The organism is Paenibacillus sp. YAF4_2, from assembly GCF_052113225.1.
Taxonomy (GTDB): Bacteria; Bacillota; Bacilli; order Paenibacillales; family Paenibacillaceae; genus Pristimantibacillus.
Genome location: NZ_JBFRCT010000005.1, coordinates 264380 through 288365 on the forward strand (window position 1 = coordinate 264380; position 23986 = coordinate 288365).

General features: G+C 41.1%; 21 protein-coding genes. 20 read left to right on the forward strand and 1 reads right to left on the reverse strand.

The window, feature by feature from the left end:
* Nucleotides 1–210: 210 nt before the first annotated feature.
* Nucleotides 211–882 (forward strand): hypothetical protein, encoded by a 672-nt coding sequence (locus AB4Y93_RS14260; protein WP_441892983.1) that lies wholly within the window; start codon nt 211–213, stop codon nt 880–882.
* A gap of 1315 nt (nt 883–2197) precedes the next feature.
* Here AB4Y93_RS14260 and ytxJ read toward each other — a convergent pair.
* Entirely contained in the window at nt 2198–2539 is a 342-nt protein-coding gene (gene ytxJ, locus AB4Y93_RS14265) for a bacillithiol system redox-active protein YtxJ (RefSeq protein WP_441892985.1), read from the reverse strand.
* Between the two features lie 292 nt (nt 2540–2831).
* Here ytxJ and AB4Y93_RS14270 point away from each other — a divergent pair, with 292 nt between their 5' ends.
* The 19 genes from AB4Y93_RS14270 to AB4Y93_RS14360 all read left to right on the forward strand — a co-directional run bounded on the left by AB4Y93_RS14270 (nt 2832) and on the right by AB4Y93_RS14360 (nt 23970).
* On the forward strand, nt 2832–3938 hold the full coding sequence (locus AB4Y93_RS14270; RefSeq protein WP_441892987.1) for an ABC transporter ATP-binding protein: 1107 nt from the start codon (nt 2832–2834) through the stop codon (nt 3936–3938).
* The gene (locus AB4Y93_RS14275) at nt 3928–4755 is read left to right on the forward strand and encodes an ABC transporter permease (protein ID WP_441892989.1); all 828 of its coding nucleotides are present in this window, start codon (nt 3928–3930) and stop codon (nt 4753–4755) included. The genes AB4Y93_RS14270 and AB4Y93_RS14275 overlap by 11 nt, the downstream gene beginning before the upstream one ends.
* Complete coding sequence (locus AB4Y93_RS14280; protein ID WP_441892991.1) at nt 4733–5536, forward strand: ABC transporter permease; 804 nt, start codon at nt 4733–4735, stop codon at nt 5534–5536. The genes AB4Y93_RS14275 and AB4Y93_RS14280 overlap by 23 nt, the downstream gene beginning before the upstream one ends.
* The gene (locus tag AB4Y93_RS14285; protein WP_441892993.1) at nt 5533–6603 is read left to right on the forward strand and encodes an ABC transporter substrate-binding protein; all 1071 of its coding nucleotides are present in this window, start codon (nt 5533–5535) and stop codon (nt 6601–6603) included. The genes AB4Y93_RS14280 and AB4Y93_RS14285 overlap by 4 nt, the downstream gene beginning before the upstream one ends.
* A gap of 525 nt (nt 6604–7128) precedes the next feature.
* Nucleotides 7129–9285 carry an S-layer homology domain-containing protein gene (locus AB4Y93_RS14290; RefSeq protein ID WP_441892995.1) on the forward strand — a complete coding sequence of 719 codons (2157 nt, stop codon included), beginning with the start codon at nt 7129–7131 and terminating at the stop codon, nt 9283–9285.
* A gap of 167 nt (nt 9286–9452) precedes the next feature.
* Nucleotides 9453–10223: a YveK family protein gene (locus AB4Y93_RS14295; RefSeq protein ID WP_441892997.1), complete on the forward strand. Its 771-nt coding sequence runs from the start codon at nt 9453–9455 to the stop codon at nt 10221–10223.
* The gene (locus AB4Y93_RS14300) at nt 10204–10896 is read left to right on the forward strand and encodes a CpsD/CapB family tyrosine-protein kinase (protein ID WP_441892999.1); all 693 of its coding nucleotides are present in this window, start codon (nt 10204–10206) and stop codon (nt 10894–10896) included. The genes AB4Y93_RS14295 and AB4Y93_RS14300 overlap by 20 nt, the downstream gene beginning before the upstream one ends.
* A 262-nt stretch (nt 10897–11158) precedes the next feature.
* Nucleotides 11159–12046: a UTP--glucose-1-phosphate uridylyltransferase GalU gene (gene galU / locus AB4Y93_RS14305; RefSeq protein WP_441893001.1), complete on the forward strand. Its 888-nt coding sequence runs from the start codon at nt 11159–11161 to the stop codon at nt 12044–12046.
* A gap of 18 nt (nt 12047–12064) precedes the next feature.
* On the forward strand, nt 12065–12766 hold the full coding sequence (locus AB4Y93_RS14310) for a sugar transferase (protein WP_441893003.1): 702 nt from the start codon (nt 12065–12067) through the stop codon (nt 12764–12766).
* Nucleotides 12767–12786: 20 nt separating this feature from the next.
* Nucleotides 12787–13725 (forward strand): GDP-L-fucose synthase, encoded by a 939-nt coding sequence (gene fcl, locus AB4Y93_RS14315; protein WP_441893005.1) that lies wholly within the window; start codon nt 12787–12789, stop codon nt 13723–13725.
* 32 nt (nt 13726–13757) lie between these two features.
* Nucleotides 13758–14852 carry a GDP-mannose 4,6-dehydratase gene (gmd, locus tag AB4Y93_RS14320; protein ID WP_441893007.1) on the forward strand — a complete coding sequence of 365 codons (1095 nt, stop codon included), beginning with the start codon at nt 13758–13760 and terminating at the stop codon, nt 14850–14852.
* A gap of 3 nt (nt 14853–14855) precedes the next feature.
* Nucleotides 14856–16118 (forward strand): glycosyltransferase family 4 protein, encoded by a 1263-nt coding sequence (locus AB4Y93_RS14325; RefSeq protein ID WP_441893009.1) that lies wholly within the window; start codon nt 14856–14858, stop codon nt 16116–16118.
* A 19-nt stretch (nt 16119–16137) separates the two neighbouring features.
* Entirely contained in the window at nt 16138–16689 is a 552-nt protein-coding gene (locus AB4Y93_RS14330) for an acyltransferase (protein WP_441893011.1), read from the forward strand.
* Nucleotides 16690–16726: 37 nt separating this feature from the next.
* Complete coding sequence (locus AB4Y93_RS14335) at nt 16727–17638, forward strand: glycosyltransferase family 2 protein (RefSeq protein ID WP_441893013.1); 912 nt, start codon at nt 16727–16729, stop codon at nt 17636–17638.
* Between the two features lie 27 nt (nt 17639–17665).
* Nucleotides 17666–18820: a glycosyltransferase family 4 protein gene (locus AB4Y93_RS14340; protein WP_441893015.1), complete on the forward strand. Its 1155-nt coding sequence runs from the start codon at nt 17666–17668 to the stop codon at nt 18818–18820.
* Nucleotides 18817–19992 carry a glycosyltransferase gene (locus AB4Y93_RS14345; RefSeq protein ID WP_441893017.1) on the forward strand — a complete coding sequence of 392 codons (1176 nt, stop codon included), beginning with the start codon at nt 18817–18819 and terminating at the stop codon, nt 19990–19992. The genes AB4Y93_RS14340 and AB4Y93_RS14345 overlap by 4 nt, the downstream gene beginning before the upstream one ends.
* A 29-nt stretch (nt 19993–20021) precedes the next feature.
* Complete coding sequence (locus tag AB4Y93_RS14350) at nt 20022–21182, forward strand: hypothetical protein (RefSeq protein ID WP_441893019.1); 1161 nt, start codon at nt 20022–20024, stop codon at nt 21180–21182.
* A 123-nt stretch (nt 21183–21305) separates the two neighbouring features.
* Nucleotides 21306–22841 carry a lipopolysaccharide biosynthesis protein gene (locus tag AB4Y93_RS14355; protein ID WP_441893021.1) on the forward strand — a complete coding sequence of 512 codons (1536 nt, stop codon included), beginning with the start codon at nt 21306–21308 and terminating at the stop codon, nt 22839–22841.
* A gap of 76 nt (nt 22842–22917) precedes the next feature.
* Nucleotides 22918–23970 carry a glycosyltransferase gene (locus AB4Y93_RS14360; RefSeq protein ID WP_441893023.1) on the forward strand — a complete coding sequence of 351 codons (1053 nt, stop codon included), beginning with the start codon at nt 22918–22920 and terminating at the stop codon, nt 23968–23970.
* Nucleotides 23971–23986 lie beyond the last annotated feature (16 nt).

The following is a 23986-nucleotide window of genomic DNA, read 5'->3' on the forward strand; positions in this document are numbered from 1 at the left end:
AGAATCCAACGCAGCCCACATTAAGCTGTTATCATGGGATTTAGGTTGGATGAAATCCAACTTGTAAATAGATACTTCATCGGCTAATGATGAGAATATATATTTACGTCTATCTAAATTATGGTAAACTACTTCCAGACGAAGAACGTCCGAAGCCATTTGCATATGGCCTTGGGCGTTCTTTTTTTATTTTAAAGGAGGATTACTTAAATGGTTGGCTTTGAAGAGGCGCATAAACAATTTCTAGAGAAACATACGGAGTTACGTACAGGGGAGAGGAGAGGGCGACTCGTTAGAGGTCATAATCATGCAGAAAAGCTGTTGCTGCAGAACATCTGGTGGCCAGTGTTTGGCAATCTCGAGCATCTGCATCCTGAATATGAAATCTATGACTGGAACCGCAAATCGCAGTTTCTCGACTTTGCCTTCCTGCCTCCATATGGCCAATTTGGCATAGAGGTAGATGGTTTTCAGAGCCATGTGAAAGATATGGACCGCGAGAGGTTCAGTTATTCTCTCAACAGAGATACCTTCCTTACTGGGCTAGGTTGGACGATGATTCATTTTTCTTACGATGATGTGCTGAACCGTTCAGATATATGCAAAATGCTGCTTCAGAATGTGATCAGTCCCCGTATCATTCGAGGTGATGTTCCTAATTATTCGCTCCTTCTTCCTGAAAAAGAAGTGCTGCGATACGCCTATCGGCTTGGTCGCTGGATCCGGCCAAAGGATGTAATTGATCATCTTCAAATAGATTTTCGGACTGCCCGTAAACAACTCCAGTCTTTAACGAACAAAGGAATGTTAAAGCCAGTCGAAAGAGGAGCTTCTATTCGCTATTACCAATTAACTGAGCGTGCTTTAGAGAACCTCTTGTAATCTACAGTCGATTATTCACCCTACTACAGACTGGATTTCGTGCAACGTTATGATGCGCCACGCCAAGGTAACAAAAGCTACATTGGATATCATCCAGCAGAATGAGCTCATATAGGCGAGAGTAGCTCAACTTGGCGAAAGTTACTGTACAGAATCCAACATAGCTCGCAGCAACCTGCGATAAAGCGACTTGGGTTGGATACAATCCAACATAGGTTAAAAGGTCGGGGCTTAGTTGGGTGAAATCCACCGTATGGTGGTTAATGTGATTAATATTCAGGTAATAGAGGTTGGTAGGGGATATCGTTCCGCCGCAGACTGGATTTCGTACAACGTAATGATGCCCCACGCCAAGGTAACCAAAGCTACATTGGATATCATCCAGCAGAATCAGCTCATATAGGCTAAGGTAGCTCGAATTGGCGAAAGTTACTGTATAGAATCCAACATAGCACGCAGCAGTTTGCGATAAGCCGAATAAAATTGGATGAAATCCAACATAGGGTGAATGGTGGGTCGTAGTTGGGTGGAATCCGCCGTTGGGTGGAATCCACCGTATGGTGGTTAAGGTGACTAATATTCAGATAATAGAGGGTAGTAGGGGATATCGGCCCGCCGCAGACTGGATTTCATACAACATAATAACGCCACGCCAAGGTAACAAAAGCTACATTGGATATCATCCAGCAGAATGAGCTCATATAGGCGAGTATAGCTCGTATTGGCGAAAGTTACTGTATAGAATCCAACACAGCTCGCAGTAAACTGCAATGAGCCGACCTACGTTGGAAGAAATCCAATGTAGGGTGAAAGGCGGGAGCTTAGTTTGATGAAATCCATCGTATGGTGGTTAGAGTGACTAATATTCAGGTAATAGAGGTTAGCAGGGGATATCGGCCCGCCGAAGACTGGATTTCGTACAACATAATGACGCGTCACGTCAAGGTAACAAAAGCTACATTGGATATCATCCAGCAGAATGAGCTCATTTAGGCGAAAGAAGCTCATATTGGCGAGAGTTACTGTACAGAATCCAACGTAGCTTGCAGCAGTCAGCGGTGAGCCGACTTAAGTTGGACGTAATCCAACATAGGGTGAATGGTGGGATCTTCATTGGATGAAATCCAACGAAGGGTGAGCGGTGAAGAGCAAGCAATAGATATCTTAGTTGGATGAAATCCAACGTAAGGGGCAGTCCATCAGGCCAAGTAGTCCAATTCAGCCTCATAAGAGGAAATTCCAGCAACTGGGGCATACTAGTTGCAGATAAATAAGAAATCGGCAAGCACATGTGCTTGCCGATCATTCCAAACAGCTAGTCCAACACCGCTGCAATATGCTCTTTCGTGATCGACCAGTGGGAAGCGGACCATACTTTTGCTTTCTTGTCGATCATCATGATTTGCGGGGATTCATGCTTAACCGCTGTGTCTTCTGCAATTTGCAGCGACACTGGACGGGATTCGATAACTTTAACGAGTACATAATCAGCATCTTCACGCGGGCTGCCGTTCAAGTATTCATTGAACTCGCGGTACGCGTTTGCGCTTACTGGACAAGTTGTGCTGTGCTTGAAAATGACGACAGGACGCTCGCTAGAAGCTTCAAAAACCTCGTTCCAGCTGTCCATGGAATCAATCTCACGATACTGTGCCATAGGTACATACACTCCTTTTTATGGTAAATAAGATTTTAGAAATTCTAAGCATTTATAAGTTTTTGTCTTATAAACTGGCTTAGAATTCTCCGGAATGAAACGCGCTTCGCTACCAAAGGATCGGGAAGCCGTTTCACCTTGTACAAACTTATTCTTGTATTATATCCCCGGAAGCTTAAAAAGTCATGCGCGTATAAGGATCCTTCCTGTATAATCAATTGCTGAAAGCAATCATTAGGTAACTAAATAATTGATTACGTTTACCTCCGGGTAGTGAAGGGGTGCTGCAAATATGTCGGATCAAACGATCATCCGATTCGAGCAAGTGACGAAGCAATATGACGACCAGACTACGGTCCTCGCCGAAGTCAGCTTCGAGATTGAGAAAGGCAAGTTTTACACGCTGCTTGGCCCTTCGGGCTGCGGCAAAACAACGATCCTACGGCTGATCGCCGGGTTCATCGAACCATCTAAGGGTCAGATTTATTTTAACGGCAAGGTCATTAACCGCATCCCGCCGAATGAGCGTCAAGTGAATACAGTGTTCCAAGACTACGCGTTGTTCCCGCATCTCAATGTGTTCGAGAATGTCGCCTTTGGCCTTCGCATCAAGAAGCTGAAGAACACAGCAGTCACGGCAAAAGTAAAAGAAGCCCTTCGCTTCGTCAACCTGGAAGGCTACGAGACACGTAATATTAGCGAAATGTCCGGCGGCCAGCGCCAGCGTGTTGCCATCGCACGGGCTATCGTTAATGAGCCGGAAGTCATCCTATTGGACGAGCCGCTATCCGCACTCGACCTCAAGCTCCGCACCGAGATGCAATACGAACTCAGAGAGCTGCAGCGCCGCCTTGGCATTACCTTTATCTTCGTTACCCATGACCAGGAAGAAGCGCTTGCGATGTCCGATGAGATCTTCGTCCTGAACCAGGGCAAGATCGAGCAGAGCGGTACGCCTAACGATATTTACGATGAGCCGATTAACCGGTTCGTGGCTGATTTTATCGGGGAATCCAACATTGTGGCTGGCCGTATGAAGCAGGACTTCGAGGTTGAATTCGCGGGACGTACGTTCGAGTGCGTGGACCAAGGCCTTAATCCCAACGAACCTGTTGAGATCGTCATTCGTCCGGAGGATCTGGAAATCACGAAGTCGGAGCAAGGCAAACTGCAGGTGCGTGTAGATTCACAGCTGTTCCGCGGTGTCCATTACGAGATCTCCTGCTACGATGAAGCGGGTAACAAATGGCTTGTCCACTCTACGAAGAAAGCAACAGTAGGCGAGCAGATCGGGCTGTACTTTGATCCGGAAGCGATTCACGTTATGCGCCTTGGCGAGACGGAGGAAGAGTTCGATAAGCGGCTGGACGCCTACAGCGAGGGTCAAGATGAGAACTAATACACGTAACTTCTATCTCGCCCCGTATCTTTTATGGATTGTGCTGTTCGTTATCGCGCCAATCGTGCTGGTTGTGTACTACTCCTTCTTCGATGTAGAGGGGAACTTCACGTTCGGTAACTACGAGAAATTTTTCACACCTGTTTATCTGAAAATGACGCTGAGCTCGTTCTGGTACGCCTTCCTGATCACGGCCTTCTCGCTCTTAGTCGCCTATCCGGCGGCCTACTTGCTGACGAAGACCAAACATAAGCAGTTATGGCTGCTGCTTATTATTTTGCCAAGCTGGATTAACCTGCTGCTGAAGGCATACGCCTTCCTTGGCCTGTTTGGTACATACGGTTTCGTGAATGGTGTCTTAAAATTCATCGGCATCGGTACCCAGCAAATCCTGTTTACCGACTTCAGCTTTATATTCGTATCGGTCTATATCTTTATCCCGTTCATGATCCTGCCGATCTTCAACTCGCTCGAGGAGCTTAATCCATCGCTCGTCTTCGCGGCGCGGGATCTCGGAGCATCACCATGGGGAGCGTTCCGCCGGGTCATTTTCCCGCTTACACTAAGCGGCGTGAAGTCCGGCTGCCAAGCGGTCTTTATTCCCGCCTTGTCGCTCTTCATGATTACGCGGCTTATCGCCGGCAACCGAGTTATCACACTTGGTACGGCGATTGAGCAGCATTTTCTCGTTACCCAGGACTGGGGAATGGGCGCAACAATTGCGGTGTTCCTGATTATCGCGATGGTGATCATTATGCTGTTAACAGGCAGCAGCAGAAAGAGAGGGCTGCAAAGTGAAAACCAGAAAGCTATCTAATGTGTATCTGATCGCCGTATTTATCATTTTGTACGCGCCGATCTTCTATCTGATCTTCTACTCGTTCAACAGCGGTGGGGCGATGCGCAACTTTGAGGGCTTTACCTTCGAGTGGTACCAAGAGGTATTCGCGGATACCCGCCTGCTTATTATTGTGCTAAACACGTTCATCGTGGCGCTGCTGTCGTCAGCGATCTCGGTCCTGTTCGGCATTGCTGGCGCGCTTTCGATTCATTATGTAAAAAGACGCCAACCGAAGAACGCGCTGCTTTCCCTTAATAACGTGCTAATTGTCAGCCCGGATGTTATTGTTGGTGCTTCGTTCTTAATCCTGTTTACGATTATTGGCATTAAACTTGGCTTCGTGTCCGTGCTGCTGTCGCATATCGCATTCAGTGTACCAATCGTCGTCATTATGGTGCTGCCGAAGCTGCAGGAGATGAGCCCAACGCTGATCGATGCGGCCCGCGACCTTGGTGCAAGCAGCTGGCATGTGCTGTCGCGTGTTATTATTCCGTTTATCAAGCCGGGCATCTTTGCCGGATTCTTTATGGCATTAACTTACTCGCTGGACGACTTTGCGGTAACCTTCTTCGTAACGGGCAACGGGTTCTCCACCTTATCGGTTGAGATCTACTCGCGGGCCCGCCAAGGGATTGCGCTGTCGATCAATGCCCTGTCGACGTTGATCTTCCTGTTCACGATTGTGCTGGTCATCGGCTACTACTTCATCAATCAGCGGAATAACCGGACTTCGGCTCGATCGGAGGGACGGAGATGAAATCATTAGTTCAGACGTTCGTCGCGGTGCTGATCGTTTCTTTTGGACTCATGTACTTGACCTCCTACCTCAATAAGAGCGAAGGCTACACGGGCAAGGATACGCTCACGATCTACAACTGGGGCGATTATATCGACCCTGAGCTGCTGGATCAGTTCCAGAAGGAGACGGGCATCAAGGTCATTTACCAGACATTTGATTCCAACGAAGCGATGATGACGAAGATCGAGCAGGGCGGGACGACGTTCGACGTCAGCGTTCCTTCTGAATATGCGATTGATAAAATGAAACAAGAGAACCTGCTGCTTCCGCTCGATAAGAGCAAGCTGCCGAATCTCAAGTATATTGATCCAAGCTTCATGAACCTTAGCTTTGATCCGGATAACAAATACTCCATTCCTTATTTCTGGGGAACGGTAGGGATTGTCTACAACCCGGATAAGACCGATCTCACCTTCAAGAGCTGGGCGGATCTGTGGAATCCAAGTCTCAAGAATCAGATCCTGCTGCTCGACGGTGCGCGTGAGGTCATCGGGATGGGGCTGAACAGCCTGCATTACTCGCTTAACGATACGAATGAAGAGCATCTGCAGGAGGCAAAGGCGAAGCTGGATACGCTGACGCCGAATGTGAAAGCGATCGTAGGTGACGAGATCAAGCTGCTGCTTGCGAATGAAGAGGCGGCGGTTGGTCTCGTATGGTCCGGTGATGCTTCGGAGATTATGAGTGAGAACGAGAAGCTGGACTACGTTGTGCCGGAGGAAGGCTCGAACCTGTGGTTCGATAATATGGTTATTCCGAAGACAGCGAAGAATATCGAGGGCGCGCACGAGTTCATCAACTTCATGCTCGATCCTGAGCATGCAGCGCAGAATGCCGAATACGTCGGCTACTCGACTCCGAACGCCAAGGCGCTTGAATATTTGCCGGAGGAGATCTCGGGCGATAAGCGGTTCTATCCAGGCAAAGAACTCACCGAGAAGCTTGAGGTCTACCAGAATCTTGGCAAAAGAATGCTCGCCCATTATAACGAATTATTCTTGGAATTTAAGATGCATCGCAAGTAAAGTTTTACATATACTGGCATAACCGTGCTTATGGTCGACCAGAAGTCCTTATTTTAGACAAAATAGGACCTCTATCGGCTATGGGCACGGTTTTTATTTTGTCGAAAAATAACAGGAAATATAATTTCCAATATTAAATATCGACTGAAAACGCTGTCATTCTGGATAAAACTACGAATTATATAGTTCAATCCGATCATTTTTTGTCGAATTATAGGAAAGATTGCGAAAGTGCTGATTCATTTGATCTATCGTGCTATACTGGGATTCAAGTATTTTCCTAGGTACATTTTAGCAGTAAAGGATATAGACACATGTTCTATCGGCCGGAACCCATGGCTGCTTGGACCAGTAATAGGGTACATATGCCAGAAATGGATAACGAATTGGCAATCAACAAGAGGGGTAGATCTTACGTTCTAGTAGGTTTGTCACGTTATTTGTGTCTATAAATACCAGATTATGGTATAGGTAGTGTGAGAGTTACATACTGTAAAAAACTATTAAACTATGAGGTGAACCGAAGTGACGATCAGAAAGAAACTAATCGTATCCACTATTGCAGCAAGCTTAGCAGCAACAGCATTTGCAGGTATTCCGCTGAGCAACAAAGGTTTGGCAGAAAAATTAGGTTTTAATGCAACGGCTTATGCGGCCAGCGCAGCATTCCCAAGCACAGATATCGTGACGTATGCAACTAAACTACGTGCTGCACTTGTTGCAACAAGCGGTCTTGACCAAGTGCAAGATTTACGCGAAGCCATCCAAGCTTTGAACACTGACGAACTTAAATATATTGCTAATCCAATTACAAGCAAAGTGACAACTAAACTGGGTGCTGGCTTCGATGATATTGACAAGGCAGCGGTAGCGAACCTCGTTCTGGACGTCATTTCGGTTACATACGATGCAAACCTGACTGAGCTTGAAACAATCCGTAATACGGATGAATACCGCCGCGTTCTGGCTGAACTGGCTGTAGGTGCTGGTTTCTCCGAACAGCAAGTTGACGACCTGACAGTTGACGACGTTGCAGAATACTTCTTCACATTGCAAGAGAAAGTTGCTGGTCTGCTTAATGGCTTGGCTGCTGATCCAGTCGCACTGCTAGCAGTACTGAATGATCCAGTTAAGAGAGCGAAACTGATTGAAGATGCATTTAACGCATTATCGGCAGAGAGCCTTGTTGTTCAAGATGTCTTTGAAGCTTATGGCATTGCTCCAGCAGATTTGAAAGATGTTGTTCTTCGTGCTCAAGAGAAAATTGACAGCACGGTTGTTCTTAAAGCAGGTGCAGCTCTATACAGCGCTTACCTGAAAATGAACGAAACAAGCACCGGCGGCACTGGCGGTATCGGCGGCGGTACGGTTGACGAAGGTACTGTTGAAGTTCCGAAAGAGGTAACTGCCTTCATCGATGACATCAAGAAGAAGCTGGCTGCTGCATCGGATGCTGCTGAGAAAGCTGCAATCATTGCACAAGCTATTCAACAAGCGACAGCATTGGTTAATAAATTGTCGAACTTCGATCTCTCCAGCAATGTAACCGTATCGAACGGTCAAGCTTCTCTGCAAGTTAGCGGTTCGTCTGTTCTGTCTGCAATCGCGGGTATCGGCGAGATTCTGAAGAACGTGAAAGCACTGGCACCAGGTGTGGCTGTGCCTCCAGTAGTTCTGAACATCAGCCTGGGTAACGTTGCTCAGAACGATGTGAATATCGGCCTGAATAACGCAGTTATTCAAGAAGCAATCAAAGCGGGTCTTAGCGGCATTAACTTGACAGTAAATGGCCTAAGCGCAGTGCTTCCGGTTGGTGGTCAATTCAATGGAGCAGTTGACTTCAAAATCAACAAATCCAAAGCAGATTCCACTACAACTGGTGGTCTTCAAGCAGCTTCTGATGTATACAGCTTTGGCCTTTCCATCGGTGGTCAATCCGTAACATCGTTCACGCAGCCTGTAATTGTCAGTGTTCCACTCGGTAACGTAGACGGCGTTGACAAAGAACTGTTGTCCCTTGCGAAGATCGTTGACGGCAAGCTTGTATTCCAAGGCGGTTCCGTACAAGGCAATACAATCGTTGAGCACCGCGATACGTTCTCCCAATATGTTGTTGTAGAAAATAAAGTAACCTTCTCCGATATCGCATCCGTTCAAGCATGGGCAGGCCGCGCGATCGAAGTTATCGCAGCAAAAGGTGCAATCGAAGGCAAAAAAGCCGGCGTATTTGCTCCTAAAGATAACGTAACTCGTGCTGAGTTTGCGAAGATGCTGACTCGTGCACTTGATCTGGACAACAGCCTGGCGAAAGAAAGCTTCGCTGACGTTGCAGATTCCAACTGGGCAGCTCCTTACATCGGTGCAGCTTCGAAACTTGGTATTATCCAAGGCCGTTCGGCTTCGAAATTCGATCCGAATGCACAAATCACTCGTGCTGAGATGGCAACGATGATCGCTCGCGCATTGAAAGTAACGAAAGGTGCTGCAGACGTTGCTGACGTGAATGCAGCCCTTGCGAACTTCAAGGATGCAAGCTCGATTAGTACTGCACTCAAAGCAGGGGTAGCATTCGCTTCGGAACATGAAATCGTAATTGGTAACAAAGGTAAATTCTCTCCGAATGCCTCGGCAACACGTGCTGAAGCAGCAGTTATGATCTACCGCGCAGTTAACTTCAAATAGTTAAATAGGACCATAGACCCTCTTCTCAGACTTGCTGTTGATGGGAAGAGGGTTTTCTATTGAGAAATATTAAAAATACAGCATTATTAACAATTTTTGCCTTTATATATTAGGACTATAGTAGTAAAATTGCATAAAACATCTAGGCTTACAGAAGGAGGAACATAGTGTCTGAGGAACTAGATTTACGCGAGTATTTTCTTATCGTGAGAAAGAGATTGGCACTTATAGTTATTTTTGTTCTGATATGTACAATAGCTGCTGGTGTCTACACCATGTTGTTCAAGGATCCAATCTACGAGGCTTCGACCAAAATTGTCGTGAATCAGACTAGTCAACAGCAGCTTTCTGTTGGTCAACTGGATCTGAATCAAATTAACTCTAACATCAAGATGATAGATACCTATAAAGAGGTAATCAAGACACCGGCGATTCTAGGTAAGGTAGCAGAGCAATATCCGCAGCTCGGGTTATCAGCTAAGGAGCTTTCAGAGAAAATTCAAGTGAGTTCCGTGAATGATACGCAGGTTATGACACTAGCTGTTCAGGATGTGTCATACAAGCAAGCGGCGGAGATCGTTAACGCAATCTCCATTGTTTTTCAGAAGGAAATCCCGAATATCTTCAACATCGAGAACGTATCCATTCTGAATGAAGCTTCACTGGATGATCAGCCAGGGCCAGTTGCACCTAATGTGACGCTGACTATTATCATCAGCTTCATTGTTTCCTTAATGGTCGCAGTCGGAATCGCGTTCCTGTTGGAATATATGGATGACACGATTAAGACAGAGGCAGATGTTGAGCGTTACTTAGGTCAAGCAACACTGGCGATGGTAGCGAAGGTCGGCGAAGCGGAATTCCAGAACGGTTCGGGAAGCAGAGAACTAGGCAGACAGAAGGCGGGAGGGCTAGAGAATGTCACTATCGGAAAATAAACGCCGTCTCATTACGGTTGCGAATCCACGATCCCCGGTCTCAGAGACGTATCGTACCCTTCGGACCAATATTGAGTTTGCTGCAATTGACTCTGCAATGCAGGTCATAATGGTATCTTCTGCAGGACCAGGTGAAGGAAAGTCTACGACAATTGCCAATCTGGCAGTGGCGTACGGCCAATCCGATCGCAAGGTTGTCCTGATTGATGCCGATATGCGGAAGCCAACGGCACATAAGACGTTCCAGATTTCGAACCGGTTTGGCCTATCCTCGGTCATGGCGCAGCATAGCACGCTGCAAGAAGTGATTCAATCCACGGATATCCCGAATCTGGATGTCATTACTGCTGGTCCAATTCCGCCGAATCCAGCCGAGATGCTGGCATCGAAGCGAATGACGGCTGTATTGGATGAGTTAAGAACAATGTATGATATCGTGCTTGTGGATACACCGCCGCTGCTTGCAGTAACAGATGCACAGATTGCAGCGACAAAGAGTGACGGAGTAGTACTTGTTGTTGATCAAGGTAGAGTGAAGCGACAATTCGCCCAGAAGGCGATTCAGAATCTGCAGAATGTAAACGCGCGTATCCTTGGTGTTGTGCTTAATAATGTAAAGCGTCGGTCTAACGAGGCTGCTTACTATTATTACTATGGTGCTGATGCAAAGTAGAATGAGCGGCTACTGATATTCGCTCAAGGTAAAGTCTGCTGATCCTTTATCAATGCAGGCACTCGGTCACGCTGTGGGTCCTAGGGACCTTAGGCATTATTGCCAATGGTGTGATGTGAGGAGGGGTTTAATGCCCCTACTATTTATTTTATAAATGTTCGAGCTATGTTTTTCTACTGAAGAAAGGCATAGCTCGTATATTTATCCTACACAATATACCTAGATAATAGAGAGAGAAGAAAGAAAAGAGAGGGAATAAACAATGACAAAAGTTAGGAAGGCCATTATCCCGGCCGCTGGCCTTGGAACCCGGTTCCTGCCCGCGACCAAAGCAATGCCGAAGGAAATGCTTCCAATTGTAGACAAGCCCACCATTCAGTACATTGTGGAAGAAGCAGTAGCCTCGGGAATTGAAGATATTATTATCGTTACGGGCAAGGGGAAGCGTGCGATCGAAGACCACTTCGATAACGCCTTCGAGCTGGAACAGAATCTGTTTGAGAAAGGCAAGTTTACCCTGCTCGATGAAGTGCAGAAATCTTCGAAGGTCGATATTCATTTCATTCGTCAGAAGGAAGCCAAAGGGCTTGGTCATGCCGTATGGTGTGCACGTAATTTCATTGGAGATGAACCATTTGCTGTTCTGCTTGGCGATGATATCGTGGATTCTGTAATTCCATGTACAAGACAGCTGATGGATCAGTACGAGCAGACAGGACGATCCGTTATTGGTGTAAAGCCTGTTCCGATGAACGAGACCGAACGCTATGGCATTGTGGAGTACAGTGAGAAGAATGGCTTATTAAGCTTGGTTGACCAGTTTATAGAGAAGCCGGCTCCAGGTACAACGCAATCGAATCTTGCAATTATGGGCCGTTATGTGCTGACTCCGGAAATCTTTAAGTTTCTGCAGAAGCAAGAGAAGGGTGCAGGCGGCGAGATTCAGTTGACCGATGCTATTCAGAAGCTGAACGAATCGGAAGGTGTTTATGCCTATGAATTCGAGGGCAAACGTTATGATGTTGGTGAGAAGTTAGGTTTTATAACAACGACTCTTGATTATGCGCTTAGGAACGAATCGTTAAAAGGTCCATTACTAGAAGCAATGAAGGAAATCTTACAAAGAGAACTTATCCATAAATCGAAATAATACGGGGGAGATTGTTGTATGGCGTTATCGCCTCTTCGGAAAGAATCCGAGATGACATTTGACAGCCATTTATCTATTGCTCATAACGCTCAAGCTCAGACCAGAAGTGCCAAGCGAACTTATCTCATGATCAAACGAATGATTGATCTTGTGGGTGCGGCATGTGGTCTTATTTTATTATCGCCAATATTGCTTGTTATTGCTCTCTTAATTAAGCTGGAGAACCCGAAAGCACCAGTCTTCTTCTATCAGAATCGGGTTGGAATCAATGAAAAGAATTTCCGAATGTTTAAATTTCGCTCTATGGTTCCAAATGCAGAGGACTTATTAACAGAGCTCTTACATAAGAATGAGATAGAAGGTCACATGTTCAAGATGAAACATGACCCAAGAATTACAACTGTTGGAAGGTTTATCCGTCGCACCAGCATCGATGAACTTCCGCAATTATGGAATGTGGTTCGAGGCAATATGTCACTCGTTGGCCCTCGCCCCCCTCTTCCAAGAGAAGTGGCTGAATATAGCAGCTATGATAAACTCCGCCTTCGTGTGAAACCAGGCTGTACCGGATTGTGGCAAGTAAGCGGCCGGAATGAGCTTGGTTTCAAAGAGATGGTGGAGCTGGATCTTGAGTATATAGAGAAAAGAAATGTGCTCTTCGATCTGCAGATCATCATGAAGACGGCGAAAGCCATGGTCGGATCGGAAGACGCGTATTAGAGAGAAGGAGTGGATAGAGAGTGGAATTACATTCTAAGATTTTTGTAGCAGGGCACAGAGGTTTGGTGGGTTCTGCCATACTAAGAGCTCTTGAGGCTAAGGGCTATCACAATCTTGTCTATCGCACCCGTGCTGAACTCGATCTATTGAATAGGGATCGGGTTCTTTCTTTCTTCGAGGAAGAAGGAATTGAATATGTATTCTTGGCGGCTGCTAAGGTTGGCGGTATCGTTGCAAACAATGAGTACCCGGCAGACTTTATCCGAGACAATATCTTGATCCAGACTAATGTCATTGATGCCGCATATCGCAATGAAGTGAAGAAGCTGCTGTTCCTGGGCTCGACTTGTATCTATCCGAAGTTTGCTCCGCAGCCGATGAAGGAAGAATATCTCCTCACGGGTGTACTCGAACCTACGAATGAGCCATATGCAATCGCGAAGATTGCTGGCATTACAATGTGCCAATCCTATAATCGCCAATACGGTACCCAGTACATCTCGGTTATGCCAACGAACATGTATGGACCTAATGATAATTTCGACCTTAAGACTTCGCATGTTCTCCCTGCGCTTATCCGTAAGCTCCATGAAGCGAAAGTGAATCAATCTCCAGAAGTAGAGGTATGGGGAACCGGAACACCTCGCAGAGAGTTCCTGCATTCCGATGACTTGGCGGATGCTTGTCTCTTCCTAATGAATACGTACGAAGAGAATGAGATCGTCAATATTGGTGTAGGCGAAGATATCTCTATTAAAGAATTAGCTTACCTCATCAAAGAGGTAGTTGGATATGAAGGAGAGATTGTATTTAATACATCTGCTCCAGACGGCACACCAAGAAAATTGGTTGATGTCACGAAGATTAATGGGCTTGGCTGGAAAGCTTCCATTCCTCTTGAGGATGGGATCAATGCTGTTTACGAAACCTTTCAGAATGATTATCTGGTTAGACATTAAAATTAGAGATAGAGAATAGAGGAGTGGAAACGATGACTAAGCGTGCGTTAATTACTGGTGTAACAGGACAAGATGGTTCCTATTTGGCAGAATTCCTTTTGGAGAAGGGCTATGAAGTACATGGCGTTATTCGCCGCAGCTCGTCCTACAATCAAGAACGTCTGGAAGATCTTCTTACGGAAGAAGAAGCGAAGAACATCCTGAATAACCAGAACTTCCATCTCCATTATGGTGATGTAACAGATGGACTGAATATTACTCGCCTTATTAGTGAGTTTCAACCAGATGAAATCTATAACCTCGCAGCACAATCACATGTACGTGTATCCTTCGATATGCCTGGCTATACCTTGGATGTAGACGGCAAGGGTACTTTAAATATTCTGGAAGCGGTAAAGTTTTTGGGTCTAACAGAAAAAACCCGCGTCTATCAAGCTTCCACTTCTGAGCTTTACGGCAAAGTTCAAGAAGTTCCTCAGAAAGAGACAACTCCTTTCTATCCTCGCTCTCCATATGGCGTTGCGAAGATTTATGGGTTCTGGATTACGAAGAACTACCGTGAATCCTATAACATGTTCGCCGTTAACGGAATTCTATTCAATCATGAGTCGGAACGCCGTGGTGAAACGTTCGTCACCCGGAAAATTACGCTCGCTGCAGCAAGGATTGCACAAGGCAAACAACAGAAGATGCAGCTTGGCAACCTGGATTCCCTGCGGGACTGGGGCTACGCAAGAGATTATGTAGAATGCATGTGGCTCATTCTTCAACATGATAAACCGGAAGATTTCGTTATCGCTACAGGTGAGATGCACTCGGTCCGTGAGTTTGTGGAGTTAGCATTTAAACATGTGGGGATCAATATCGAATGGCAAGGGAATGGCGTAGAGGAGAAGGGGATCAACAAAACCACAGGTGAAGTGATAGTTGAAGTAGACCCAACTTTCTTCAGACCGGCAGAAGTAGAACAATTGCTCGGCGACCCTACCAAAGCCAGAACATTGCTGGGCTGGAACCCAACTAAGACTTCTTTCGAAGAGCTTGTTAGCATCATGGTGAAGTACGATATGGCCAAAGTAAGCTCGGAAGAAGGAAGTAGAAAAATGTTCGATGGGGTGCTGGTGTAGACAATGGTTACCCTCGAATCAAAAGTAAAGAAAAAGCTGCTTATCTACGCTCATTATTATCATCCGGATGTTGCATCGACAGGCCAGATCCTGAAGGAACTGGCCGAAGGGATGCTGGATTCCTTCGATATTACAGTCATTTGTGTGGTTCCTTCCTATACAGGGGCAGTTGCTGCCGAATATAAAACTAAGATGTTCTATTACGAAGAGATTAATGGCGTCAAAGTGATACGAATTCGTGTGCCAGAGTTCACGAAGAGCAGCAAAATAAGCAGAATTAAGAACATTCTTGCGTACTTTATGGGTGCAATGATGGCAACGTTCAAGGCAGGTAAGATGGATTATGTCTATTCGATCTCGCAACCGCCTGTACTTGGAGGTCTTATCGGGGTTTGGGGCAAATGGATGAAGCGTGCCAAGTATATTTATAACATTCAGGACTTTAACCCAGAGCAGACCATGGCTGTTGGCTATAGCAAGAATAAGATGATATTAAATGCGATGTTATGGTTCGATAAATTCAGCTGTAAAGCTTCTGACAAAGTCATTGTTGTTGGCCGTGATATGGTGGAAACCGTGAAAGAAAGATTCAAAGGGAAGAAGGTTCCTAATCATTCCTTCATTAATAACTGGATTGATGAGAAGGAAATTTACCCTCTGTCGCCCTATCATGAACAAGTACTAGCGTTCAAGAAGAAATACGGTTTAGACAATAAGTTCGTCATTATGTATTCCGGGAATATTGGTCTCTACTACGATCTTGAGAATATGATGCATGTCATTAAGGAATTCAAGGATCGTGAAGACGTTGTATTTGCCTTTATCGGAGAAGGCTCGGTGTTACATAATCTGGTCTCTTACAAGGATGAGTACAATCTAACGAATGTAACCTTTATTCCCTATCAGAAGAAATCAGATCTTATCTACAGTCTTAATGCCGGTGATGTTCATTGGTGTATTAATGCCAAAGGTATTAAGGGAGTATCTGTTCCAAGTAAACTATACGGTATTATGGCAGCGGGTAAACCAATACTAGGTGTGCTGGAAGAAGGATCGGAAGCACGCTTAATAATTGAAGAGACCGGATGCGGCTATGTAACTGAGCCTGGTAATTACGGTGAGGTTGAAGCTATTATTGAGAGATTCCTTAACGAGAAAGAATCAAATACTCCTGCTGAGATGAGCAGCCGTGCCAGAGCCTTCTTGGTTAAGAATCTAACGAAGGATGTATCTATTAACAAATATATTCACGAGATTAGTATTTAACTAAGTAGGAGTTATCCATATGAATAGTAATTGGTTTAAGTTCTTGATGAAAGCAACAAAAGTGAGATATGGGAAGAAATTATTGCTGAAAGGTATACCGGTGATTTTCAATAAATCCGGGGCTGAATTAACCATCGGTGATAATGTAACGATTAATTCATCTTTTCTATCTAATTTGGTTGGTTTGTATCAGAGAACCATTATTATAACCAGAACTCCAGAGTCAAAGATCATTATTGGGAACAACGTTGGTATTTCTGGCGCAACGATCTATGCGAGAAAATCGATAACAATTGGTGAGAACACGCTCGTTGGTGGTAACGCTAAAATCATGGATAATGATTTTCACCCCATTGAAACCGAGGCTAGAAACGCTGACATCAAAGAGAAGATTGGTGCTAGACCAATATCGATTGGGAAGAACTGCTTCATAGGTTGTAACTCTCTGATCTTAAAGGGAACTGTACTTGGAGATGGCTGCGTCGTTGGTGCTGGTGCTGTTGTTAGTGGTGTGTTTGAGGATAACTGCGTAATCGCTGGTAATCCGGCAAGAGTCATAAAGAAGTTATAACCACTAACATTAAAATTACAGTAGTAGAGAGGAAAAAATGATGGTCGATCTTACGGTAGTCATTCTCACCAAGAATGAAGAAAAGAACTTAAGAAAATGTATAGAATCGTTTCGTGGTATCGTTAAGCGCTTTGTAATAATAGATAGTTACAGCACGGATGCGACCGAAGATCTTTGTAGGATACTAGACTCTGAACTAGAAGTTATTGGAAGTAAACTTGATTTCTACCAAAACAAATGGGTCGATTATGCTACTCAACTGAACTGGGGACTTACTCAGACTAATATTACATCTGAATGGTCTATGCGTATGGATGCAGATGAAGAGTTAATGGAAGACCTGGCAAATGAAATTAAGGAAGAGCTTCCGAGCATAGGACAAGAGTATACTGGCATCGTTCTTCGCAGAAGAGTTTATTTTATGGGCCGTTGGATTAAGCACGGTGGTCGATATCCTGAGTTATTGCTTCGCATATTCCGTACGGGTAAGGCAATGTGCGAGCAAAAGATTATGGATGAACACATGATCTTATCTGAAGGTAAGACAGTGAACTTTAAACACGACTTAATTGATAACAACACGAAAGACTTGGAATGGTGGACGAATAAACATAATTGGTATAGTAATCGAGAGGTTCTCGATCAACAAATGACTGTAGAAAAAGTACTCAATGAAGCAAGTTTATTGGAAAATGGTACGTCTACAAAACAAGCTAAGATGAAGCGGAAAGTTAAAAACAATGGATATTATAGGCTGCCTAAGTTCTTTAGAGCACATATATATTTCTTCTATAGATATTACATAAAGTTAGGTTTTTTGGATGGACCAGAAGGAAGAATCTTTCACTTCTTGCAGGCATATTGGTATCGATTCTTAGTGGATGCCAAGATGTATGAATGTGAGAAGTTAAATCGTAGGATGAAGCCACAAGGAGAATTAAAAGCGTAGTAAGTGACTAAAGGTAGGAGATAAGCCATGACGAACGGCAAGAAAGACATTTTGATTATTATGGGTAGGTATCTGCCAGGTTATAAAGATGGCGGACCAGTTCGCTCAATTCAAAATCTAGTTGATTATCTTGGAGACGAATACAATTTTATGATTTTAACCTGTGATAGAGATCATGGTGACACAGAGCCGTATTCAAATATAAAAAAAGATGATTATAACCAAGTTGGAAAAGCAAAGGTCTATTATGTTCCTCCAAAGGGCTTTACTTTCTCGCTAATAAGGAAATTAGCTTCGGAGGCAGATCTTGTGTATTGTTGTGGTTGTTTTAATGATTATGCAATTAAATCTCTCATACTTAATAGACTTGGACTTCTAAAAAAAACTCTGATAGTTGCAGCAATGGGATTGTTCTCTCCAGGCGAGTTTAAACTCAAATACAGGAAAAAAAAGTTGTTTATAATTGTTTTTAATATATTAGGACTATTCAAAAATATCTATTGGTCTGCAACTTCTGAGATGGAAATTAATGAAATAAAAAATCAGATTAAGACTAACAATAATTTCTTTATTGCTGAGGATCTCCCTCGGAGGGTGGAGTATAGTAGTTTCTTTAAAAATAAACATAAAGGGAAGTTGGATGTTGTTTGGATTTCACGTATAGCCCCCAAAAAAAATCTAAAGGGTGCAATCCATATCCTACAACATGTAAGAAATGAAATAAATCTAACTATATATGGGCCTATTCATGTTGAAGCCTATTGGGAAGAATGTTTGGTAGAATTAAAAAAATTACCCAAAAACGTCAATTGGGAGTACTCTGGAAATGTTGATTCTGAAGTAGTCGTTAAAACACTCAGTAAACATCAGCTATTTTTATTTCCAACACTAGGTGAAAACTACGGACACGTTATTCAAGAAGCGCTGTCAGCTGGCTGTGTTACAATAGTTTCTGATCAAACTCCTTGGAAAGATTTAGAAAAAAATAGTGTAGGGAATGTATATCCAATCAATAAAGTTAATGAATTTGTTTCTGCAATCGAATTTTACGCTGAAATGGATCAAACAGGTTTTCAAAAAATTTCTGATTTAGCAGTAACGTATGCAATTGATAATAGTAAGGATAAGGTTAAAGAATCGGGCTATCAACAAATATTCAGGTCTAAGAAGGTAACAATATGAAAATTGTGCATATATGTTTAGCAGGTCCGGTAACAGATGGATGGAACTACCAAGATAATATGATAACGAAGTGTCATAAAACATTAGGATATGAAGTTACAATGATAACCTCACAGTGGGTTTGGGGTATAAATAGCAGTCTAGAAAAGTATACACAAACAAATTATATAAACAGTGATGGCGTAAAAGTAATAAGACTCCCTCTGAAAGGCAATGATAAATTCACTAAAAAATTTAAAAAATATCTTGGGTTAAGAGAACATTTAGAGAATGAGAGTCCAAATATATTATTTATTCATAATATTTCGTTTATGGACATTACGACAATTGTTTCTTATTTAAAAAGAAACCAAGATGTGAAGGTATATGTAGATAATCATGCTGACTTCTCTAATAGCGCAACAAATTGGATTTCAAAAAATATCATTCATAAGATTATATGGAAATATAATGCTCAACTAATCGCTCCTTTTGTTGAAAAGTTCTATGGTGTACTTCCGGCGAGAGTAGATTTTCTTGTGAACATATATGGAGTTCCGAGAGAAAAGTGTGACTTATTAGTAATGGGGGCTGATGATGAGAAAGTATTGGATGCAAGAAACCCCCGATTAATTCAACAAATTAGGGAAGTATTGGGTGTCAAGGATACTGATTTTCTAGTTATAACAGGTGGTAAAATTGATCAAGCGAAGACTCAAACGCTTTTGCTTATGGAGGCAATTTCAAATATAAATATAGAGAGTGTTAAACTTGTAGTATTTGGATCTGTTGATGAAAATATAAAAGACCAATTGCTTAAATTAGTGAATGGGCAAAAAATCCAGTATATTGGATGGATTGATTCCCAGGAATCGTATAAATATTTTGCTGCTGCAGACTTGGTAGTTTTCCCTGGACGTCATTCAGTATTTTGGGAACAGGTAGTAGGACAAGGCAAACCATTATTATGCAAGTATTGGGAAGGGACAACACATGTGGACTTAGGTGGAAATGTTGAATTTATATATCAGGATACAGCTACTGAAATTGAAAGTAAGATTCGTTACATAATAGAAAATCCTGAGTATTACAGATTAATGAAAGAAACTGCTGAAGAGAAAGGACTTAGTACTTTTTCTTATATGGATATTTCACGAAGAAGTATTATTAAAGATGATATTAAAGTAATTTAGAATTGATGGTGAGTATGAAGGAAAAAAACTTGTATAACAAACTAATGTTAATTCTTATTGTATTAGTTCCATTTAGCAACCAATTAGTAAATGCAAGTAACAAATTATCTAATCTTCAATACCTTGCATTCATGCTAATGATATTAATATTTGCATTCATTAATAAAGAAAAACTGAAAATAAACATTCAGCATAGAGTTATTTTTAGTGTATTTGCAAGTGTTTATACTATACCGACGATAATAGGGTTAACTATTTTTAAATATGACCCATTAAAAAATCTTTATTACATTCTATTGTATTTAATTTATATTATTTCTTTGGCAATTTTAGTGTCATTTATTAATAGTGATAATAAGAATGTTGTAATACAAATGATTTTAATAGGAAATAGTCTTGTTTTAGTTTTTAATCTACTTGTTAATTTAAATGAATTAAACGCAGATAATTTTAATTGGCTTACAGGAGGGGAAAGAGGTAGCAGAGCTAACTTTGGGTTCTCACATCCGAATACAGCAGGTATGTATTTATTCCTAGAGATCATGTTAATTTACTATATGCAAAAAATGAAAATAGGTAACAAATATGTATGGTCCTCATTAATTGTCATCTTAACAATATTTCTATTGGCTACTGGATCGAGGACAGCGGTATTAGGGATGCTATTATTTTTCTTATTAAAGCTATATTCAAGTATTGTAGCTAAATTAAATGTGAAATTACTGTTAGCAATTCTTTTGTGTTTGATATTCCCGCTATTAATTATATATTTACTTCAATTTAATTTTACAAAATTTCTTGAAGAAGCAAGTGGTAGAGGTACGAACTTAACCCAAAATCTTAGTGTTCTTTTTGATCAAAATGCTTTTATTTTTGGTATTGCTCCAATTAACACTTCGAATTTAAGATTGATTGAAGGTCTAACGTTTTCTGACAATTGGTATGTGACGCATTTAATTCAGTTTGGATTTATAGGATTAATATTATTTGTAATGAATATATTATTCATTATATCTATCTCGCTTAAAAAAAGAAAAGGAATTGAGAATCTAAATATATTCACTTTATTATGTGTATTGCTCTTTTACTCAGGAGCCGAAAATGTCATGTTTAGTCCTGGAGTATTACTATCATGGGTGTTCTGGACATTAATTTTATTTAATTTAAAAGCAATTCTAAATAATAATTAATTACATTAAATAAGTATTCCTTGCTTTTTAAAGGCGGAATTCAATAATGCTCTTTAACCTTATCAAGGAATGTGAAGAATCTTGTTTTTTGAACGTAGGATGTTTAGTAAAGGAGAAAGGTTAATGAGAACAAAAAAAGCTGCAATAAATATATTAATTAGTGTATTTGCATTTGTTGCGGGTTTTTTACCGATGATTGCTATTAGGAAAGTGTTTTTAAATAGTTTGGGCCCAGAAATGTTAGGACTAAATTCATTATATAATAACATAATTGGATATTTATCAATTGTCGAAATGGGAATTGGAACAGCAATAATTTTTTCCTTATATAAGCCATTCGCTGAGAATGACAGGGATAAAATAAGAGCTTATTTGTACTTTTATAAAAAAATGTACAGCATTATTGGATTGATAATATTAATTATAGGTATATTATTATCTCTGATATTGAATTTATTTATAACAGATAATATTGATATAGGAGAAGCGAGACTTTTTTTTCTGTTAGTTTTATTGAATACGGTTATTGGGTATTATTTTTCGTATAAATTTTGTGTGTTAATAGTTTCTCAAAAAGGATATAAAGTTACAGTTGTTACTACAATTGCGAAATTAGTTACTGCAATTCTACAATACGTGGTATTAAATATAACTCCAAACTTTTATTTATATTTAATAATTCAAATTGCAGTAAATTTATTGGGATATATATTTTTAAATTTATATATAAATAAAAAGTTTGGTTGGTTGAGGAATATCGAATCTTATAGGTTGGATATAAATGAGAAATTGAATTTAAAGAAGAATATTAAAGCTTTGATTTATCATAAGTTCGGTGGTGTTGTACTTTTTGGTACAGATAACTTAATTATTTCAGCATTTATAAATCTAGCGACCGTAACGAGATATAGTAATTACAGTCTAATAATAAATGCCGTACAAGGGATAACAGGAACGGCGATGAGCGCAATTACTGCTTCTATTGGGAACCTACTTGTTGAAAAAGATAAAGCAGCTGCCTACGCTGTACATAAAAGACTGTTTTTTATAAATTTCTGGGTATCATCGCTTGTTGTTATTATATTGTACAATACCACAACCCAATTCATTTCAGTATGGTTAGGACATGATCAAACAATAGATAACTTTACTTTATCCATAATAATGATTAATCTGTATATTCAACTAATGAGAGGAACTGTAGAGAAGTTTAATGAAGGTGGAGGGAAGTATTATCACGATAGATTTGCTCCATTATTTGAATCCTTTATTAATTTAATTGCCTCGATTATTTTAGTTAAAATATTAGGTTTAACTGGAGTTTTTATTGGTACTCTCATTAGTAATTTAGCTGTAGTGTTTTGGGTTAAACCTAAAATTACATATAAGTATATTTTTCATGTAAGATTAACTGAATATTTTAGCATGTATTTCAAATATTTGTTTATTGGCTTGTTTTCTTTTGTAATATGCTACTTTATTTCATACTATTTAAAGAGTAATATCAGTTTAACTGCTGTTTTTATGAATTCCTTTGTTAATGCTGTGGTAATAAATGTTTTGTACATAGCATTATTCTGGAGGAATGATGAATTTAAATATTTTAAAAATCAAATTAAGAAAATCATTTTGCCAGGTAATAAAATAAGGCAATTCTAGGTTAATTTTAATGTATAGATTTCAGTGGCTCATAAAAAAGAATGATATAGTCTTCACACATTTGGAGGAGATAATAATGAGGGTTATAATACTTTCTTTCGGAAGATCCGGACAAGGAGGAATGGAAACCGTATTTAGAAGTGTGGTCTTAGGTCTTAACAGGAATGAAATAGAAACAAAACTGTTTTTATTAGGGGGGTCTTTAGAAGAAAAATGGTTAAGAGACATTAATCACAGGATAATAGGTGCTGCTAGTGATACTAGAATTATGAGATACATTAAATACATAGTATTACTACCAATATTTATTATGAAGTTTAAGCCTGATATAATAGTTGGGGCTGATTCTAAGGCAGTGTTTGTAGGAAGTCTCATAAAGAGATTAATACGTAGAAAGGTAAAAGTTGCATCATGGATGCATTTGTCACTTACAAAGATAAAAAATCTAGACTTATTAAAAAGTGCTGACTTTCACTTGGCTATTAATGGTGAGAATTTTAAACAATTACACGATTTTAATATTACTAACGACAAGAATGTTTATTTAATACATAATCCTGTAGAAAAACCTAAATACAACATACATACTAAAAGTGAGGTAGCTCATTTTATATATATTGGAAGACTTACCTGGAATGGTCAAAAGAGAGTTAATGATTTACTGACTTCTTTATCGAGTGTAGTTGGAGATTGGAAACTGACAATTTTGGGTGATGGTGACGATAAACCAAAGTTGACTAAATATGCTTCAGAATTAGGCATTGGGCAAAATATTTCGTGGCATGGTTGGCGAGAGGACCCTTGGAATATTTCCGAAGGAGTAACAGCATTAATTTTAACATCTGAGTATGAAGGGTTTGGTATGGTACTAGTGGAGGCTATGTCCCACGGAATCCCATGTATAAGCTCAAATTGTCCTACTGGTCCTTCTGATATAATAGAACATAACCAAAATGGTTGGTTATATGATCCTAGAGATGTAAAGCAACTCACAGTGCTAATTCAAAATATTGTTAATGACTCTAGTATTTTACCTAGCCCATTAATAATAAAAAATTCAATTGCTCGATTTGAAATTGAAAATATCATTCTTAAATTTTCTCAAGTCTTCGAACATGAAGTAAGTTAATCGCTAACTCCAACAA

Bases quoted from the DNA above. Each gene is read 5' to 3' on its own strand.
- AB4Y93_RS14325 (WP_441893009.1), top strand. From the start codon at position 14,856: ATGGTTACCCTCGAATCAAAAGTAAAGAAAAAGCTGCTTATCTACGCT.
- ytxJ (WP_441892985.1), bottom strand. From the start codon at position 2,539: ATGGCACAGTATCGTGAGATTGATTCCATGGACAGCTGGAACGAGGTT.
- AB4Y93_RS14285 (WP_441892993.1), top strand. From the start codon at position 5,533: ATGAAATCATTAGTTCAGACGTTCGTCGCGGTGCTGATCGTTTCTTTT.
- AB4Y93_RS14275 (WP_441892989.1), top strand. From the start codon at position 3,928: ATGAGAACTAATACACGTAACTTCTATCTCGCCCCGTATCTTTTATGG.
- AB4Y93_RS14260 (WP_441892983.1), top strand. From the start codon at position 211: ATGGTTGGCTTTGAAGAGGCGCATAAACAATTTCTAGAGAAACATACG.
- AB4Y93_RS14335 (WP_441893013.1), top strand. From the start codon at position 16,727: ATGATGGTCGATCTTACGGTAGTCATTCTCACCAAGAATGAAGAAAAG.
- AB4Y93_RS14270 (WP_441892987.1), top strand. From the start codon at position 2,832: ATGTCGGATCAAACGATCATCCGATTCGAGCAAGTGACGAAGCAATAT.
- AB4Y93_RS14310 (WP_441893003.1), top strand. From the start codon at position 12,065: ATGGCGTTATCGCCTCTTCGGAAAGAATCCGAGATGACATTTGACAGC.
- gmd (WP_441893007.1), top strand. From the start codon at position 13,758: ATGACTAAGCGTGCGTTAATTACTGGTGTAACAGGACAAGATGGTTCC.
- AB4Y93_RS14340 (WP_441893015.1), top strand. From the start codon at position 17,666: ATGACGAACGGCAAGAAAGACATTTTGATTATTATGGGTAGGTATCTG.
- AB4Y93_RS14330 (WP_441893011.1), top strand. From the start codon at position 16,138: ATGAATAGTAATTGGTTTAAGTTCTTGATGAAAGCAACAAAAGTGAGA.
- galU (WP_441893001.1), top strand. From the start codon at position 11,159: ATGACAAAAGTTAGGAAGGCCATTATCCCGGCCGCTGGCCTTGGAACC.
- AB4Y93_RS14345 (WP_441893017.1), top strand. From the start codon at position 18,817: ATGAAAATTGTGCATATATGTTTAGCAGGTCCGGTAACAGATGGATGG.
- AB4Y93_RS14360 (WP_441893023.1), top strand. From the start codon at position 22,918: ATGAGGGTTATAATACTTTCTTTCGGAAGATCCGGACAAGGAGGAATG.
- AB4Y93_RS14300 (WP_441892999.1), top strand. From the start codon at position 10,204: ATGTCACTATCGGAAAATAAACGCCGTCTCATTACGGTTGCGAATCCA.
- AB4Y93_RS14355 (WP_441893021.1), top strand. From the start codon at position 21,306: ATGAGAACAAAAAAAGCTGCAATAAATATATTAATTAGTGTATTTGCA.